Consider the following 14,476-nt stretch of genomic DNA (forward strand, 5'->3'; position numbering starts at 1 on the left):
CGGCGTCGCATACATGGTGCCCGCGCTGCGGGGGCGGGGGGGCGGGGCGTCGACACGGCGGTGTCGTTGTGGTCCACCGCGGTCGCCGCGCTGCTGTCTGCGATGGTGCTCGTCGTGCTCGCCCCTGCCTTGCTGTTCGGCGTGGGCCTTCTCGTCTGGCCGGCTACGCTCGCCGTCTCGGTGTTGCTCGCGGCGATCAGCCTGGTGACCTGGAAGCTGCTACGCCGGCCTGCCGCGCTGCGCTGGATCGCGCACCGACTCGTAGTGCTGGGACGGCACCTGCCTGTGATCCGGAATCAGCACTGGGTCCGGGATGAGCCGAGCCCGCTCGACTCAGTGTTGGGCCGCGTCGCCCGGTTCCGTCCTGCGGGGCGTGCATGGCCCGGTTTGATCGCATGGACGCTGGCCAGTTGGGTGCTGGATTACCTGGCACTCACGGCGTGCGTCGCGGCGAGCGCGGACGCGGTGGTGCCTTGGTCCGCGGTCGGCGTCGGCCACCTTGCCGTTCAGGCGAGCATCGGCGTTCAGCTCACACCGGCGGGCGCCGGCCCCGCGGAGACCGGCTTGCTCGCGGCGTTGGCCGCCGGTGGGATCACGGCTCCCGCCGCCGCGGTCGCGGTTGTCCTCTACCGGAGCATCACCTGGCTGGGGCTGACGGCCGCCGGCTGGGTCGTTTTCGCCATCACCGCGACGAGCCGGGACAAGCGCCGCCGCGACCGTCCATCACGACGTCTCGTCCCGCCGGGGCGTTCCACCGGCCGCCGAGCAGGACGTGATACGTGACGGCCTCGGGTGCCGAAGGGTCGGCTGATGCGCACCAGGCGCGAGTGCAGCCATTCGGTGTCCTCGTCGCCCGGGTGGTTCTGGCCCTGCTCGCCGTGATCGGAGCGCCGGCCCGGAACCGGCGCCCGCCAGTTGTACCTGCCGCGTGAACGGTCAGCGTTCTGAACGGACAACCATCACCGGGCACTGCGCGTGGTGCAGCAAGGCCTGGCTGGTCGACCCGAGCACCAAGCCGGTGAAGCCACCCCGGCCGCGGCTGCCCACCACGACGAGTTGCGCGTCGCTGCTCAACGCGAGTAACCGGTGGCGCGGCTTGTCCTGCTCGACAAGGCGTTCGACGGGGACATCCGGGTACTTCTCCTGCCAGACGGTGAGGCGCTGGGCGAGCAGGCGGTGACCGGTCTCGTGGTGGTTCTCGGCCGGCAACATGACGCTGCCGAAGCGGGTCTGGGAGAGGTCACTGTCATGCCAGGTGTGGAGAGCGACGAGGCGGGTGTTGCGCAGCGAGGCTTCCTCGAAGGCCCAGCCGATCGCCGCGTCGCTGAGCGCGCTGCCGTCGACGCCGACGACCACTGGGCCGTCGATGGTTTCATGGCCGCGCACGACGGCGACCGGACAGTGCGCTTTCGCAGCCAGATCGACGGCAGGAGAACCGCTGAAAAGGCCGAGCAGCGGGCCGGTCGGTTCACCGACGACGAGGATCCGCGCGCGCTCGGACGCGTCGAGCAGGGCGGGCACGGGGCCCCTGTCGGTCGCTTCGGTCGAAATCCGAAGCCCAGGCACGACGGCGTCGAGTGTCTCGCGTGTCCGGTGCAGCCATCCTTCCGCTTCGGCCTGCTTGACTGCCAGCCAGTCCGACGGCGGGTAGGCCTTGCCACCGAATGACGCGTCTTCCAGCCCATACGCGGTGAACACGAGCAGCGGAGCGTGGCGCCGCAGGGCTTCCCCAACCGCCCACACGGCCGCGGCGGTCGTGGTCTCCGAGCCGTCGATGGCGACGACGATGGGCGCGTTTGCGGGTGCGGTCATGGTGTTTCCTCCAAGTCCGGGAGGCGGAGCACGACCATAGATCTGACCTGTCCCCCGCCGATGCAGCCGTTCGTCCCGGGACACCGGGACTATCGTCAGCCCCGCGCGGTTAGCCAGTCGCGGTAGCCGCCCACCGCGGTCGGCAGGGTCGGGAAAATCCGCTCCTCGCCCACCCTCTCGACAAGTCCGGCGGCTTCGAGATCGTCACGCAGGTCCTGTTTGACCCTTGCGAGGGCGAACACGACACCACGGCGGGTGAGCTCCTCGCGCAGCTGGTCGAGTGCATCGGCCGCGGTGACGTCGAGTTCGACGTTCGCCTCGGTGTTCAGGACGAACCACCTCACCGGACCTGATATCTCGCCCGACGCCGCAGCGAGCGCCCGTCGGCGGAAGTCCTCCGCGTTGGCGAAGCACAACGGCGCGTCGTAGCGGTAGACGACGAGACCGGGCTCCATCGCGGCCTCCGGATAGTCGTCGACATCGTGCATCCCGGCCAACCCGGGCACCATGCCGAGAATCCCGTCGTGCGGCCGGGCTATCCGCCGCAGCAGGTCCAGGACGGACAATCCCACCGCGGCCAGCACACCGTAGATCACACCGAGCCCGAGCACCCCCGCCGTGGTCAGCAGGGCCAGCAGCAGCTCACTGCGGCGGAATCGCGCGAACCTGCGCAGCTCCCCGATGTCGACGAGGTAGGTGGCCGCGAAGATCACCAGCGCACCCAACGCCGCCGTCGGAAACTGGGCCAGCAGCGGCCGCGCGAACAGCACGATGAGCACCACCGTGCCCAGGGCGACCAAGGAGTACAGCTGTGTCCTGCTGCCCGCGGCCGAGCCGAGGGCAGTGCGGCTGCCACTGCTGCTGACCGGGAAGCCGTGCAGCAATCCGGAGGACACGTTGACGCCGGCGAGAGCGCGCAGTTCCTGGTTCGCGTCGATCTCTTCGCCTCGGCCGGCCGCGAAGGCGCGCGCGGTGAGCACGTTGTCCGAGAACGCGACGATGGTGATGCCGAGAGCCGGGAGGACCAGCTGCCCGACCTCCGCCAGTGAGAACCCGGACAACGCGGGCGGCAGGCCGGCGGGCAACGCCCCCACCACCTCGATGCCCGGCAACCCCGCAAACGCGACGACCGCCGTGGCTCCGGCGATCGCCACCAACGGCCCCGGCAGCCACGGCGCGACCCGTCGGAGGACGAGCAGCACGAACAACACCGCCGCCGCGAGTCCGACGGTCGGCCAGTGCACCTGCCCGAGCTCGCTGAAGAACGACGAGAGCTCGCCAGCGAAACCATCGCGATCCACGGGAACCCCGGTGACGTTGCTGAGCTGGCCGACAACCATGAGCACCGCGATGCCCACCATGTAGCCGGTGAGAACCGGCTTCGACAGCAGTTCGGCGAGCACCCCGAGCCGCGCGAATGCGGCCACGAGGCACAACCCGCCGACGAGTACCGCGAGCACCGCCGCCAGCGTCGCGTAGTGGCCGGGGTCGCCGGCGGCGAACGGGGCCAGGACGGCCGCCGTCATCAGCGCCGTCGTCGACTCCGGCCCGACGGACAGCAGGCTCGACGAACCCAGCAAGGCGTACACGGCGAGCGGGCCGATCGCCGCCCACAGGCCGGCCACCGGTGGCAGGCCGGCCACCTCGGCGTAGGCCATCACCTGCGGCACGAGGTAAGCCGCCACCGTGACACCCGCGACGACGTCGCCGCGCAGCCAGGTTCGCTGATAGCGGCGCAGCCGCGCGAGGCCCGGCAACACCGCCGAAAGCTTCATCCGACCCAGCGTGCCCGATACGACGCACAGTGGGATGCGGCCGGAAGTCATCGGTGCTCCAGGACTTCCGGCCATGGTGACCAAAGGGCACGTCGACGGTGACCTAACGCCCTGCCGTCCCCGCCCTCGCCGTCGCGAAGCTGGACCGCATGGCCGAGACGAAACCGTGGGCAGCGGTGCGGGAAACGCACAGCGGCGTGGTCTTCCTGGTGGGTGACCGCGCGTACAAGCTCAAGAAGCCCGTCGATCTCGGGTTCCTCGACTTCACTACTCCGGCGGCGCGCGAACGGGTGTGCCGGCGGGAGGTCGAGCTGAACCGGCGGCTCTCGCCCGACGTCTACCTCGGTGTCGCGGAGCTCAGCGGACCGGATGGCCGCGACCACCTCGTCGTGATGCGTCGCATGCCCGACGAGCGCCGGCTCTCCACGCTCGTCCGCCGGGGTGAGCCGCTCGTGCCGGTGGTCCGCGCGCTGGCTCGGGAGCTCGCTGTCTTCCACGCCGCGGCGGAGCGGAGCCTGCTGATCGAGGCGGATGGCACCCGAGACGCCGTCCTGGCGCGCTGGCGGGAGAGTTTCGCCCAGGTGCGGCCGTTCCATGGAGTCGTGCTGAACACCGCCGTCGCCACCGAGGTCGAACTCCTGGTGGAGGAGTTCATGGCCGGGCGAGAACGGCTGTTCGCGCAGCGAATCGCTGAAGGCCGCGTAGTCGACGGGCACGGCGACCTCATCGCCGACGACGTCTTCTGCCTGGACGACGGCCCGCGCGTGCTCGACTGCCTCGAGTTCGACGACCATCTTCGGCACGTGGACGGGCTTGACGACGTCGCGTTCCTCGCGATGGATCTCGACCGACTCGATGCGCCGGAGCTCGCGGCCGAACTGCTGAGGAGGTACGCGGAGTTCTCCGGGGACCCCGCTCCTGCGGCGTTGCGCCACCACTACCTGGCCTACCGCGCATTCGTCCGCGCCAAGGTCGCCTGTCTCCGCCACGCGCAGGGCGACCCGACCGCCGCCGAGCTCGCCCGCGAGTATGCGGAGCAGACACGGCGCCATCTCCAGACGGGCGAAGTGCGGGTCATTCTCGTTGGTGGCCTGCCCGGCGTGGGCAAGTCCACTGTGGCCGGTGGGCTTGCCGATGCGCTCGGGACGAGCCTGCTGCAGAGCGACCGCGTGCGCAAGGAGCTCGTCGGCATCGCCCCAGGCGAGCACGTTCCTTCGGGATACCAGCACGGGATCTACACGCCGGAGTGGACGGACCGGACTTACGACGAACTCGTCCGGCGGTCGGCCGAACTCCTCGGCCTCGGCGAGACCGTGGTCGTCGACGCCTCTTGGACCTCAGCGCACCAGCGAGCGAAGATCGCCGCTGCGGCCGCGAACACGAGTAGCCGTCTGGTCGCATTGAGGTGTACCGCGCCGGATGCGCTCCGCGAACATCGCCTCGCCACCCGCATGGGGTCGTATTCCGACGCAGGCCCGGAAATCGCCGTGGCCATGGCGACCGATTCCGACGCGTGGCCCGGCTCCCTGGCCGTCGACACGGCCGGCAGCCCGGAGGAATCCGTCTCCCTCGCGCTCGCCTTGATAGCCGAGGACTGCGAAAGTCCCTCGGCCCGGGGAACACCGACTCTCCACCGCGCAGCGGGCGGCTGACACGGTCGAGCTGACGACCTCACGACACGAGCAGGCAGGCGGCCATGGAACACGGACTCCCCGATGACTTCACCGTCCACACCGCAGTGGCCATGGCGATCCGCGCGCCCTCGGTCCACAACTCCCAGCCGTGGCGCTGGGCCGTCGGCTACCGCACGCTCCACCTCTACGCCGACCCGTCCCGGCAACTGCCCGAGACCGACCCGGATGGGCGTGATCTCCTCATCGGTTGCGGCGCAGCGTTGCACCACGCGCGCATCGCTTTCGCAGCACTCGGCTGGCACACCGACGTGCACCGCCTGCCCGACCCCTCGCAGCCCGACCACCTCGCCGCGATCGAGTTCCACCGGCGCGAACCCACAGCCGACGAAGTCGCACTCGCCGCGGCCATCCCGCGCCGCCGGACCGACCGCCGCCACCGCAGCTCGTGGGAGGTCCCCCGTGGTTACCTCGAATCGATCGCCGAAGCGGTGGCCGACGAGGGCGTGGTTCTGCGCCTGGCCGAAGCCGCGGAGCGGTACTACCTCGCCACCGCCATCGAGGAAGCATCCCGGCGGCACCGCGACGACCCCGCCTACCGCGTCGAACTGGCTGCCTGGAGCGGCCGCCGCGCAGCCCCGGACGGCGTCCCCTCGCGGAACGCACCGGCTGTGGACGCGAGCCCCGGAACACTCCCGGCCCGGCCGTTCTCCGACCCCGAGTTGCCTGAGGCGTCCGGCGCAACCAGCGACGAGGACGAGACCGTGCTGCTGGTGCTGAGCACCGCGTCCGACGACCGGATGTCGCGGCTGCGGGCCGGCGAAGCCACCAGCGCGGCGCTGCTGACGGCGACCCGCTTCGGCCTCGCCACCTGCCCGTTGACCGAACCCCTCGAGCTGCCGGACGTCCGGCGCACGGTGGAAGCGAAGGTCGCGTCGGGCACCTTCCCACAGATGGTCCTGCGCATCGGCTGGGCCCCCGCCAACGCGGACCCACTGCCGGCGACACCGCGTCGCGACCTCGAAGAGGTGCTGGCGGCACTCGACACTGCCGACCTGCGGGACGAAACCAAGGACCAGTGGCACTGACCGGAACAAGGTGAACACCATGCCCTACTGGCACTATGGGACAGCCGGAGGCTGGGTCGGCCCCTTGGTCGCGGTCCTCGTGCTCCTCGCCGTGCTGACCGCCGCCGGGGTTGTCACAGCCGTCCTGCTCCGGAGGACGCCGAAGCCGACATCGGACAGCGACCGCGCCCTGGGCATCCTGCGCGAGCGTTTCGCCCGCGGGGAGATCGACCAGGACGAATACGAACGCCGGCGCGAGACGCTCGGGCGCTGACCCGGGAACGAGGACGGGCACCAAGCGCCGCACGATCGCTGCGGCCGTCCACCCGTTCGTGCTCGGCACCTGCGGACCCGTCGCCACCCCATCGTTCCGGGTCCGCCTTCCGCACGAGCCCGGTGCCACAACGGGTCCACCAGCCACCGCTTCAGGTGACAAGGATTCGAGCAGACCGACGAGGAGGTGCCGGTCGAGGTCGACCGCGCCCGGGACGAAGGTCCTCGCAGGCACCCGCCAACGTCCCTCGTCCGGCTGCCCGTCGGCGGCGCACGGTAAACGGACACGCCATCGCAGTGAAGGAGTCCCCATGACCGTGCGAGTCGGCATCAACGGGTTCGGCCGGATCGGGCGCGACGTTGTGCGTCGCCTCCTCGAACAGCCGGACAGCGCGGTAGAGGTGGTGGCGGTCAACGACATCACCACCGCGGACACCCTCGCGCACCTGCTCGCCCACGATTCCACCTATGGTCCGCTGCACGCTCCGGTGCAGGTGATCGATTCGGCGATCGAAGCAGGCGACCAGGTACTGCAAGTGACCTCCGAACCCGAACCGGCGAACCTGCCGTGGAGAGAGTTCGGCGTGGACGTCGTCCTCGAAGCAACCGGCCGTTTCCGCACCCGCGAAGCGGCCGCCGGACACCTCACCGCGGGCGCTCGGAAGGTGATCGTCTCCGCGCCGGGCAAGGGCGTCGACGCGACAATCGTGCTCGGCGTCAACGAAGGCACCTACGAGCCGAACGCGCACCACGTGATCTCCAACGCCTCGTGCACGACCAATTGCCTCGCGCCCATGATCCGGGTGCTGCACGAAGCATTCGGTGTCCGGCGCGGGTTCTTGACGACGATCCACAGCTACACCGGCGACCAGGCGCTGCTCGACCGCCCGCACAAGGACCTGCGGCGGGCGCGATCGGCCGCCGTCAACCTGATCCCGACGAGCACCGGTGCCGCCCGGGCGATCGGCGACGTCATCCCCGCGCTCGCCGGGCGCCTCGACGGTGTGGCCATCCGCGTACCCGTCGAGGACGGGTCCCTGACCGACCTCACCGTCGAGCTCGACCAGGACGTCACGCCCGACGCGGTCAACCACGCTTACAGGCAGGCCGCGGAGGGGCATCTCAAGGGCATCGTCCGCTACACCGAAGCACCGCTGGTCTCCCGCGACATCATCGGCGACGCGGCCTCGTGCGTCTTCGACGCGAGCCTCACCAAGACCGACGGCCACACCGCGAAGGTGTTCGGCTGGTACGACAACGAATGGGGCTACGCGTGCCGGACCGTGGAACTCGTCGAGCTGGTGGGCCGTGAACTCGCCCGGCGCTGACCGCGCCACCCGCCGCAGGTGGGCCGACCTGTCCCCCGCCGAGCGGCGGGTCGTGGCCGGCGCCGCCGCGGTCCAGGTGTCTCTGGCCGCGACGGCCTGGTGGGACCTCACTCACCGGCCGGCGGAGCAGGTCCGCGGCCCTAAAGCCGTGTGGGCGGCGGTGATCGCCGTCAACTTCGCCGGGCCGCTCGCGTACTTCCGGTGGGGCCGGTTGCGGCCCGGCTGCCAAGGGCCCGTGGAGCGAGGACCTTCGGCTCCTGAGTGATCCACCGCCGCGTCCCGGCACTCGGGGCCGACCACGAACGGAGGGATCATGTCTTTCAATCCCGAGCACGAAAAGCTTCCCGACACACAGGTTCCCGCACGGCGCGAGCTTGAGCGGCCCGCGCCGCGCCACGCGCGCCGGGCCGTCGGCGGCCGCGCTCTCGCCTTGCTGCGGATCGCCATGGGACTGGTGTTCCTGTGGGCATTCGCCGACAACCTGCTCGGCCTGGGCTACGCCACGACCGCCGCGGACGCCTGGACCCGCGGAGGCTCGCCCACTCAGGACTTCTTGAGCAACGTCGAACTGGGGCCGCTCGCCTCGACGTTCCACGCCTGGGCCGGCACTTGGTGGGCCGACTGGCTGTTCATGGCCGGACTGCTCGGCATCGGCCTCGCCCTCGTGACCGGTGTGGCCCTGCGGATCACTGCGATCTCCGGCACGGTCATGCTGCTGCTCATGTGGGCCAGCGAATGGCCACCCGCACGGTTCACCAGCGCCGGCGAGGCGACACACTCGACCCACCCGCTCATCGATTACCACGTCATCTACGCGCTCGTCCTCGTCGTGCTCGCCGCCACACTCGCCGGCGACACCTGGGGCTTGGCCCGCCGCTGGGCCGCGTTCACCGGCGGCCGGGCATGGCTGCGCTGAACGTCCACAAGCGACCGAGCAGGAGGAAATCGTGAAAGCACTCGTCTACGACGGTCCGGGCCGCCGATCCTGGACCGACCACCCCGATCCGGAGATCACCGACCCCACCGACGCCGTGGTGCGGATCGACGCGGTCACGATCTGCGGCACCGACCTGCACATCCTCAACGGCGACGTGCCGGAGGTGGAGCGCGGGCGCATCCTCGGCCACGAGGCCGTGGGCACCGTCCTGCGCACCGGTGGCTCCGTCAGCACGGTGCGGCCCGGCGACCGCGTGCTCGTTTCGTGCATCAGCGCCTGCGGCCGCTGCGAATACTGCCGGCGCGGCACCTACGGCCAGTGCCTCGGCGGGGGCGGCTGGATCCTCGGGCACCTCGTCGACGGCCTCCAGGCGGAACTCGCGCGAATCCCGTTCGCCGACACGTCCACCTACCGGCTACCGCCGTCGGTCAGCGACGAGTCCGCGCTGATGCTCGCTGACATCCTGCCCACGTCCTACGAGGTGGGTGTCCGCAATGGGCAGATGAGCCCCGGCGACGTCGTGGTCATCGTCGGAGCCGGGCCCATCGGGCTGGCCGCCATCACCACTGCGCGGCTCTACAGCCCTTCCGCGACCGTCGTGGTAGACAAGGAACCCACCCGGCTCGGCGCCGCGAAGGATTTCGGCGCCGACCTGGCGGTGGGGCCCGAGGAGGCCGCCGAGGCGGTGCAGGAGGCGAGCCGCGGGCGCGGCGCCGACGTGGTCGTCGAAGCGGTCGGTGTCCCGGAGGCGTTCGAACTGTGCACCGAACTCGTCCGTCCGGGCGGGCACGTGGCGAACATCGGCGTGCACGGCAAACCCGCCACGCTCCACCTCGAACAGCTGTGGATTCGCGACGTCACCATCACCACCGGGCTCGTCGACACCTGGAGCACCCCGATGCTGCTGCGCATGCTGGCCGCCGGCAGGCTGGACACCAGCCGGTTCGTCACCCACCGGTTCGGCCTGCCGGAGATGGACGAAGCCTACGACGTGTTCGCGCACCCTCAAGACAGCGAGGCGTTGAAGGTGGCGCTGTTCCGCCAGTGACCCGTGCTGCAGAGCGAATCGGCCACCATCCGGAAAGGACGGTGGCCGATTCGCTGTCACACAGTCAGGGCCGGTGCAGCGACCGCCGGCCGAACCGACCACCGGAGGCCGGCTCTTCCGGGCGGATGCCGCGGTCGTCGAAGTGGGCCTTCAGCTGCGCGCGCACCTCGACGACCCCGTCGACGCGGCGGACCAGCGATTCGATGAGCCCGATCATGCCGTAGCGCTCGACCGTGCCGCGGATCGAGACGATCCCGTCGTGCACCGCGATGCTCAGAGACCGCGGGTCGACGCACATCTCCTTCGTGAGCACTTCGTCGCGAACCTCGTCACGGATATCCTTGTCCGGCCGAAGGAAGACCCGCACCAGATCGGCTCGTGACACGATCCCGACGAGCGCACCGCCGGCGTCCACCACCGGGATCCGGTGAACACCGCAGGATTCCATCAGTCGGGCCGCCCGTACCACGTCTTCGTCCGGACCGATCGTGATGGCCGGGCTGGTCATCAGGTCGGCGGCGAACACCCCTTCGGCCTTGCGCCGGGCTCGCCGTGCCCGCGGGCCGAAGCCCCGGTGCTCGACTTCGCGCTCGAGCAGGTCACCGCGGGAGACGACACCAGCCACGTGACCGCGCTCGTCCACGACGGGAGCACCTCCGACTCCACGTTCCTCGAGCAGCGCTGTCACCGCTTTGAAGGGCGTGCCGAGCGGAACGCTCACCACGTCCGTCGTCATCACAGCGCCCACTTCGTGCTGTCCGGTCATCGTCCGCTCCTCACAACAGCGGGCCGGGCTGGTACGTCCCGACCGCGTCCGCCTCCGGTACCAGGCCGCGCTCCTCCGCCGTGCGGACCGGCACGACTACGACTGGACAGCGCGACTCCTTCAGGCAATACGCGGAAACGGAGCCGACGAGCAGCCGCAGCAACCGGCCGTGGCCGTGGCTGCCGACGACGAGCATCGCGGCGTTCTGCGACGTCCGCACGAGGGCCGGACCGGGTGCGCCGTCGACGGTTTCGGCGCGCACGGGCACGGGCTCGACTCCGGCGAGCGCGTCGGCAACGGCCTGCTCCAGCTGCCCGCGGTATCGAGCTTCGATGTCCTGCGGTGACTGCGTCGCCGCGGACTCCAGGTCGGAGGTCGGGTCAAAGGTCCAGGCTCTCAGCGCGACGACCCGGCGGCCGCTGGTGTGTGCTTCGGACAGCGCCCAGCGCAGAGCGGCCGCACTGCCCGCAGAGCCGTCGACGCCGACGACGATGTCACTCTGGTCCACTGTGGTCACGGTGTTCTCCTTCACTGACTCAAGATTCCGGACTGGTCACCGTGCGGCGTCCAGCAGGACGCGACGCTCGGCGGCGGCGATCGCGTGCCGGGCGACATCGATTGCGTCGGGGTTCACCGAGATCGACGTGATGCCGGCCCGTACCAGGTGCTCGGTGAAAGCCGGGTTGGTCGAGGGCGCCTGCCCGCACAGAGACGAGGTGATGCCACACGTGTTCGCGGTGCGGACGATGTCCGCGATCGCACCCAGCACCGCGGGATCGCCTTCGTCGAACAGCTCCGCGCACTCCGCCGAATCGCGGTCCACGCCCAGTACCAGCTGGGTCAGGTCGTTGCTGCCGATCGACACACCGTCGATGCCGAGACCGACGTATTCGGGCAGCCAGTGAACCACCGAGGGAACCTCGGCCATGATCCACCGCAGGAGCCCGCGCTGCCGGCCCAGGGGGCTGGCGTCCACCAGTTCTAGGCACGCCTCCAGCTCCCACTTCGTGCGCACGAACGGGATCATCAGGTGCAGGTTCGGTGTGCGCTCCCGCACCCGTGCGAGCGTCTGCAGCTCGAGCGCGAACAGGTCGGGCTCGCGAACGTAGCGGTAGCAGCCGCGGTAGCCGATCATCGGGTTGCGCTCTTCGGTCTCGAACGCCTCCCCGCCGGCCAGGCCCCGGAACTCGTTCGTGCGCAGGTCGGTGGTGCGATAGACCACCGGGCGCGGGGCGAACGCCGTCGTGATCGCGGCAAGGGAATCCGCCATCGCGGTCACGAAGGACTCCTGCTCGCCCCGGGCGAGCAGGTCACGAGGATGACGGCCCCCGAGGGCCTCGGTGAGGAGGAACTCCGCCCGGAGCAGCCCGACTCCGTCCACGGCCTGCGCCGCGACTTCCGCGGCGTGCTCGGGCATCGCGAGGTTCACGTAGAGCCGGGTCCCGATCGTCTCGGGAGCTGCGGGAGCTGCCGTCGGCGTCGCGTGTGCCGGCTCGTGCACCACCGCACCGGCCCGCACCTCGCCCTGGCTCCCGTCGACCGTCACCAGCGTCCGGTCCGCCAGCACCCGGGTCGCATCGCCGGTCCCGACCACGCACGGCACACCCAGCTCCCGAGCGACCACGGCCGCGTGGCACGTCATCCCGCCACCGTCGGTCACCAGGGCAGCCGCGCGGCGGATCGCCGGTACCCAGTCCGGATTCGTCATCGGCGCGACCAGCACCTCGCCATCCCGCAATTGCACGGCTTCCGCCGGATCACGCAGTACACGGACCGCCCCGCTCGACTCACCGGGTGAGGCAGCCAGTCCCGTGACCAACGCGCCCGGCTCGGGTTCGCGGTCGGGCGGCAGCGCGGTGATCGGCCGCGACTGCACGAGCCACGTCCGGTGGTCCTCGATCGCGAATTCCACGTCCTGCGGCACGCCGTAGTGGTCCTCGACCCGCGAAGCCAGGCGGGCGAGCTCGAGCACGGTTGCATCGTCGAGCACCCGGCGACCGCCGGCCTGCGCGCTCAGGGGGATCGTTACGTCGCCGCCGCCGACCTCCGGGATGATCTTGAGCGACTGTGTGCCGATGCGAGCGCTGAGCACCCGCAGGTCCTGCTTGGCGACCACGTAGGTGTCGGGCTCGACGGCCCCGCTGACGATCGCCTCGCCCTGGCCGAAGACGGCCTCGATCACGACCTGGTCCCGCTCCGCGGTCCGCGGATCCGCTGTGAAGATCACGCCCGCGCGGTCGGCCGGGATCATCTGTTGCACGACCACCGCGATCGCGGGTTCAGCCGCGTATCCGCGGCTCGCGCGGTAACTCACGACCCGCGGTGAGAACAGCGACGCCCAGCAGTCGACGACGCGCTGGGCCAGGGTGCTCTCGTCGACCACGTTGGTGAAGCTGGCGTTCATCCCGGCGAACGACGCCTCGGCGCCGTCCTCGCCGGTCGCTGAGGACCGCACGGCGACGGTGACGGAGTCACCTAGTTCCCGGTAGGCGGTGGATACTGCTTCGGCCAGCTCCGTGGTCAGACCTGCCGAGCGAACCAAGACTCGCAGCCGTTCGCAGGTTTCGGCCAGCGCCGCGGCATCGTCGACGTTGGTCAGCGCCTTGGCGTGCACGTCCGCGATTTCGGCCCGGACGCCGGCCGTCTCCAGCGCCGCTCGGTAGCCGTCGCGGGTGATCACGAAGCCCGGCGGCACCGGGAAGCCGGCCGCGATCAGTTCACCGAGGTTCGCACCCTTGCCGCCGGCAACCTCGGCGTCGGTGAGCCGGAGGTCGGCCAGGTTCCGTACGTGGGTCATGAGAGTCCTCCCGGACCGCGGGCGAGACAGCCGCCCTGACATTCCCCATGCTCGCCTCAACGCGGGCTGCGATACCGGAGCACAAAGTCACCCGGCGTGGGGCAGACGTCCCAGTCGACGGTGCGTCGCCCTGCGGAAGATTTCATCGGCGCCCCACACGAGCACCGGCATCGGGAGCAGCATCGCGCACACCCACGCCGGACGCGGCGCCAAGTCGAACACGCTTTGGAGCCCCGGGGTGTAGATCAGCAAGCAGCGATCAGCACCTCGAACACGATGTCGCCGAGCAGCAGACGGATGCCGCAGGCGCCGCACTCCTCGACTGCGCTTCGCGGCGGACTCGGCCGGCGCGACGCTCAGCTCCGTGATCCAGGCCACGTCGAGGTCGGTCATCCCCATGCCGCTTCGATTCTCGGACTCCGGTGTTCACCGTCGGTCGCGTTCGTCGAGGCGGGTGTGCAGCGCCAGCACGGCATCCGCATCCGCCGGACGCAGCGTCCGGACGAGACCGACCTCGCCGTCGGCGAGCAGCACCCTGACGGGTAAGTCTGTGGTCATGGCTCCCCTCGTGCACAGCGGTGGTGGGCGCGGCCGCGACCACGCCCACCACACGCGGCCCTCAGGCCTTGTCGACGTGGATCTTGATCTGCTTCTCGTGCGGCTGCGCGGCCAGCGGCATGGTGATCTCGAGGATGCCGTCGGCGTATGTGGCCTTCACCTTCGTAGCCTCGGCCCCCGCCGGGAGCGGCACGGTCCGGCTAAATTTCCCGTAGTAAAACTCGCTGTGCCCCCCGCTGGTCTCCTTCGCCTCGCGCTCCGCCTCGATGGTCAGCATTCCGTCGTGCGTCGTCACGGAGATGTGCTTGTCCGGCTCGAACCCCGGCAGTTCCGCGCGAATCGTGTACTTTCCCTCCTCGGTGGACTCCTCGATCCGTACCGGGTTGTGCTCGGCGAACGGCCATGGGTGGTCCAGCCAGGCGGCGATGCTCGGCAGCGCCATCCGGGAACCCGGCAACAGTCCAGTCATGCTCACTCCTCTCCT

The 14,476-nt window shown here is 70.3% G+C and carries 16 protein-coding genes; 8 read left to right on the plus strand and 8 right to left on the minus strand.

From position 1 onward, the window contains the following. Positions 1–9 precede the first annotated feature (9 nt). A complete protein-coding gene (locus AB0H62_RS16180) occupies positions 10–783 on the plus strand; it encodes a lysylphosphatidylglycerol synthase domain-containing protein (RefSeq protein WP_255638857.1) in 774 nt (257 codons plus the stop codon). A gap of 153 nt (positions 784–936) precedes the next feature. On the opposite strand, the gene AB0H62_RS16185 is transcribed toward AB0H62_RS16180, so the two are convergent. Both AB0H62_RS16185 and sulP read right to left on the minus strand, forming a co-directional pair. Continuing rightward, complete coding sequence (locus AB0H62_RS16185) at positions 937–1,896, minus strand: universal stress protein (protein WP_255638107.1); 960 nt, start codon at positions 1,894–1,896, stop codon at positions 937–939. 11 nt (positions 1,897–1,907) lie between these two features. Continuing rightward, positions 1,908–3,587, minus strand: coding sequence for a sulfate permease (gene sulP, locus AB0H62_RS16190; protein ID WP_220241527.1), 1,680 nt, complete (start codon positions 3,585–3,587; stop codon positions 1,908–1,910). A 149-nt stretch (positions 3,588–3,736) separates the two neighbouring features. Here sulP and AB0H62_RS16195 point away from each other — a divergent pair, with 149 nt between their 5' ends. From AB0H62_RS16195 to AB0H62_RS16225, 7 genes are all read left to right on the plus strand, one after another. Then, a complete protein-coding gene (locus AB0H62_RS16195) occupies positions 3,737–5,239 on the plus strand; it encodes an AAA family ATPase (protein ID WP_220241528.1) in 1,503 nt (500 codons plus the stop codon). Between the two features lie 44 nt (positions 5,240–5,283). After that, the gene (locus tag AB0H62_RS16200) at positions 5,284–6,306 is read left to right on the plus strand and encodes an NAD(P)H nitroreductase (RefSeq protein ID WP_220241529.1); all 1,023 of its coding nucleotides are present in this window, start codon (positions 5,284–5,286) and stop codon (positions 6,304–6,306) included. Between the two features lie 19 nt (positions 6,307–6,325). After that, positions 6,326–6,559: an SHOCT domain-containing protein gene (locus AB0H62_RS16205; RefSeq protein ID WP_220241530.1), complete on the plus strand. Its 234-nt coding sequence runs from the start codon at positions 6,326–6,328 to the stop codon at positions 6,557–6,559. Positions 6,560–6,869: 310 nt separating this feature from the next. Next, the gene (gene gap, locus AB0H62_RS16210; RefSeq protein ID WP_220241531.1) at positions 6,870–7,886 is read left to right on the plus strand and encodes a type I glyceraldehyde-3-phosphate dehydrogenase; all 1,017 of its coding nucleotides are present in this window, start codon (positions 6,870–6,872) and stop codon (positions 7,884–7,886) included. Then, on the plus strand, positions 7,867–8,151 hold the full coding sequence (locus tag AB0H62_RS16215) for a PLD nuclease N-terminal domain-containing protein (RefSeq protein WP_220241532.1): 285 nt from the start codon (positions 7,867–7,869) through the stop codon (positions 8,149–8,151). Before gap ends, AB0H62_RS16215 begins: the two co-directional genes overlap by 20 nt. A 48-nt stretch (positions 8,152–8,199) precedes the next feature. Then, entirely contained in the window at positions 8,200–8,802 is a 603-nt protein-coding gene (locus AB0H62_RS16220) for a hypothetical protein (protein WP_220241533.1), read from the plus strand. A gap of 31 nt (positions 8,803–8,833) precedes the next feature. Then, positions 8,834–9,871: an alcohol dehydrogenase catalytic domain-containing protein gene (locus AB0H62_RS16225; protein ID WP_220241534.1), complete on the plus strand. Its 1,038-nt coding sequence runs from the start codon at positions 8,834–8,836 to the stop codon at positions 9,869–9,871. A 64-nt stretch (positions 9,872–9,935) separates the two neighbouring features. On the opposite strand, the gene AB0H62_RS16230 is transcribed toward AB0H62_RS16225, so the two are convergent. The 6 genes from AB0H62_RS16230 to AB0H62_RS16255 form a co-directional block, all read right to left on the minus strand. Continuing rightward, complete coding sequence (locus AB0H62_RS16230) at positions 9,936–10,637, minus strand: CBS domain-containing protein (RefSeq protein WP_220241535.1); 702 nt, start codon at positions 10,635–10,637, stop codon at positions 9,936–9,938. Positions 10,638–10,647: 10 nt separating this feature from the next. Beyond that, a complete protein-coding gene (locus tag AB0H62_RS16235) occupies positions 10,648–11,154 on the minus strand; it encodes a universal stress protein (RefSeq protein WP_220241536.1) in 507 nt (168 codons plus the stop codon). A 36-nt stretch (positions 11,155–11,190) separates the two neighbouring features. Then, the gene (gene ppsA, locus AB0H62_RS16240; protein ID WP_220241537.1) at positions 11,191–13,434 is read right to left on the minus strand and encodes a phosphoenolpyruvate synthase; all 2,244 of its coding nucleotides are present in this window, start codon (positions 13,432–13,434) and stop codon (positions 11,191–11,193) included. Between the two features lie 87 nt (positions 13,435–13,521). Next, on the minus strand, positions 13,522–13,827 hold the full coding sequence (locus tag AB0H62_RS16245) for a hypothetical protein (protein WP_220241538.1): 306 nt from the start codon (positions 13,825–13,827) through the stop codon (positions 13,522–13,524). A 33-nt stretch (positions 13,828–13,860) separates the two neighbouring features. Next, positions 13,861–13,992: a hypothetical protein gene (locus AB0H62_RS16250; protein ID WP_255638108.1), complete on the minus strand. Its 132-nt coding sequence runs from the start codon at positions 13,990–13,992 to the stop codon at positions 13,861–13,863. 61 nt (positions 13,993–14,053) lie between these two features. Next, positions 14,054–14,461 carry an Hsp20/alpha crystallin family protein gene (locus tag AB0H62_RS16255; protein ID WP_220241539.1) on the minus strand — a complete coding sequence of 136 codons (408 nt, stop codon included), beginning with the start codon at positions 14,459–14,461 and terminating at the stop codon, positions 14,054–14,056. Positions 14,462–14,476 lie beyond the last annotated feature (15 nt).

Origin of the sequence: Amycolatopsis sp. NPDC050768 (assembly GCF_040654155.1) — a bacterium.
Taxonomy (GTDB): Bacteria; Actinomycetota; Actinomycetes; order Mycobacteriales; family Pseudonocardiaceae; genus Amycolatopsis.

Bases quoted from the DNA above. Each gene is read 5' to 3' on its own strand.
- AB0H62_RS16255 (WP_220241539.1), bottom strand. From the start codon at position 14,461: ATGACTGGACTGTTGCCGGGTTCCCGGATGGCGCTGCCGAGCATCGCC.
- AB0H62_RS16230 (WP_220241535.1), bottom strand. From the start codon at position 10,637: ATGACCGGACAGCACGAAGTGGGCGCTGTGATGACGACGGACGTGGTG.
- AB0H62_RS16245 (WP_220241538.1), bottom strand. From the start codon at position 13,827: ATGACCGACCTCGACGTGGCCTGGATCACGGAGCTGAGCGTCGCGCCG.
- AB0H62_RS16205 (WP_220241530.1), top strand. From the start codon at position 6,326: ATGCCCTACTGGCACTATGGGACAGCCGGAGGCTGGGTCGGCCCCTTG.
- AB0H62_RS16220 (WP_220241533.1), top strand. From the start codon at position 8,200: ATGTCTTTCAATCCCGAGCACGAAAAGCTTCCCGACACACAGGTTCCC.
- gap (WP_220241531.1), top strand. From the start codon at position 6,870: ATGACCGTGCGAGTCGGCATCAACGGGTTCGGCCGGATCGGGCGCGAC.
- sulP (WP_220241527.1), bottom strand. From the start codon at position 3,587: ATGAAGCTTTCGGCGGTGTTGCCGGGCCTCGCGCGGCTGCGCCGCTAT.
- AB0H62_RS16200 (WP_220241529.1), top strand. From the start codon at position 5,284: ATGGAACACGGACTCCCCGATGACTTCACCGTCCACACCGCAGTGGCC.
- AB0H62_RS16250 (WP_255638108.1), bottom strand. From the start codon at position 13,992: ATGACCACAGACTTACCCGTCAGGGTGCTGCTCGCCGACGGCGAGGTC.
- ppsA (WP_220241537.1), bottom strand. From the start codon at position 13,434: ATGACCCACGTACGGAACCTGGCCGACCTCCGGCTCACCGACGCCGAG.
- AB0H62_RS16195 (WP_220241528.1), top strand. From the start codon at position 3,737: ATGGCCGAGACGAAACCGTGGGCAGCGGTGCGGGAAACGCACAGCGGC.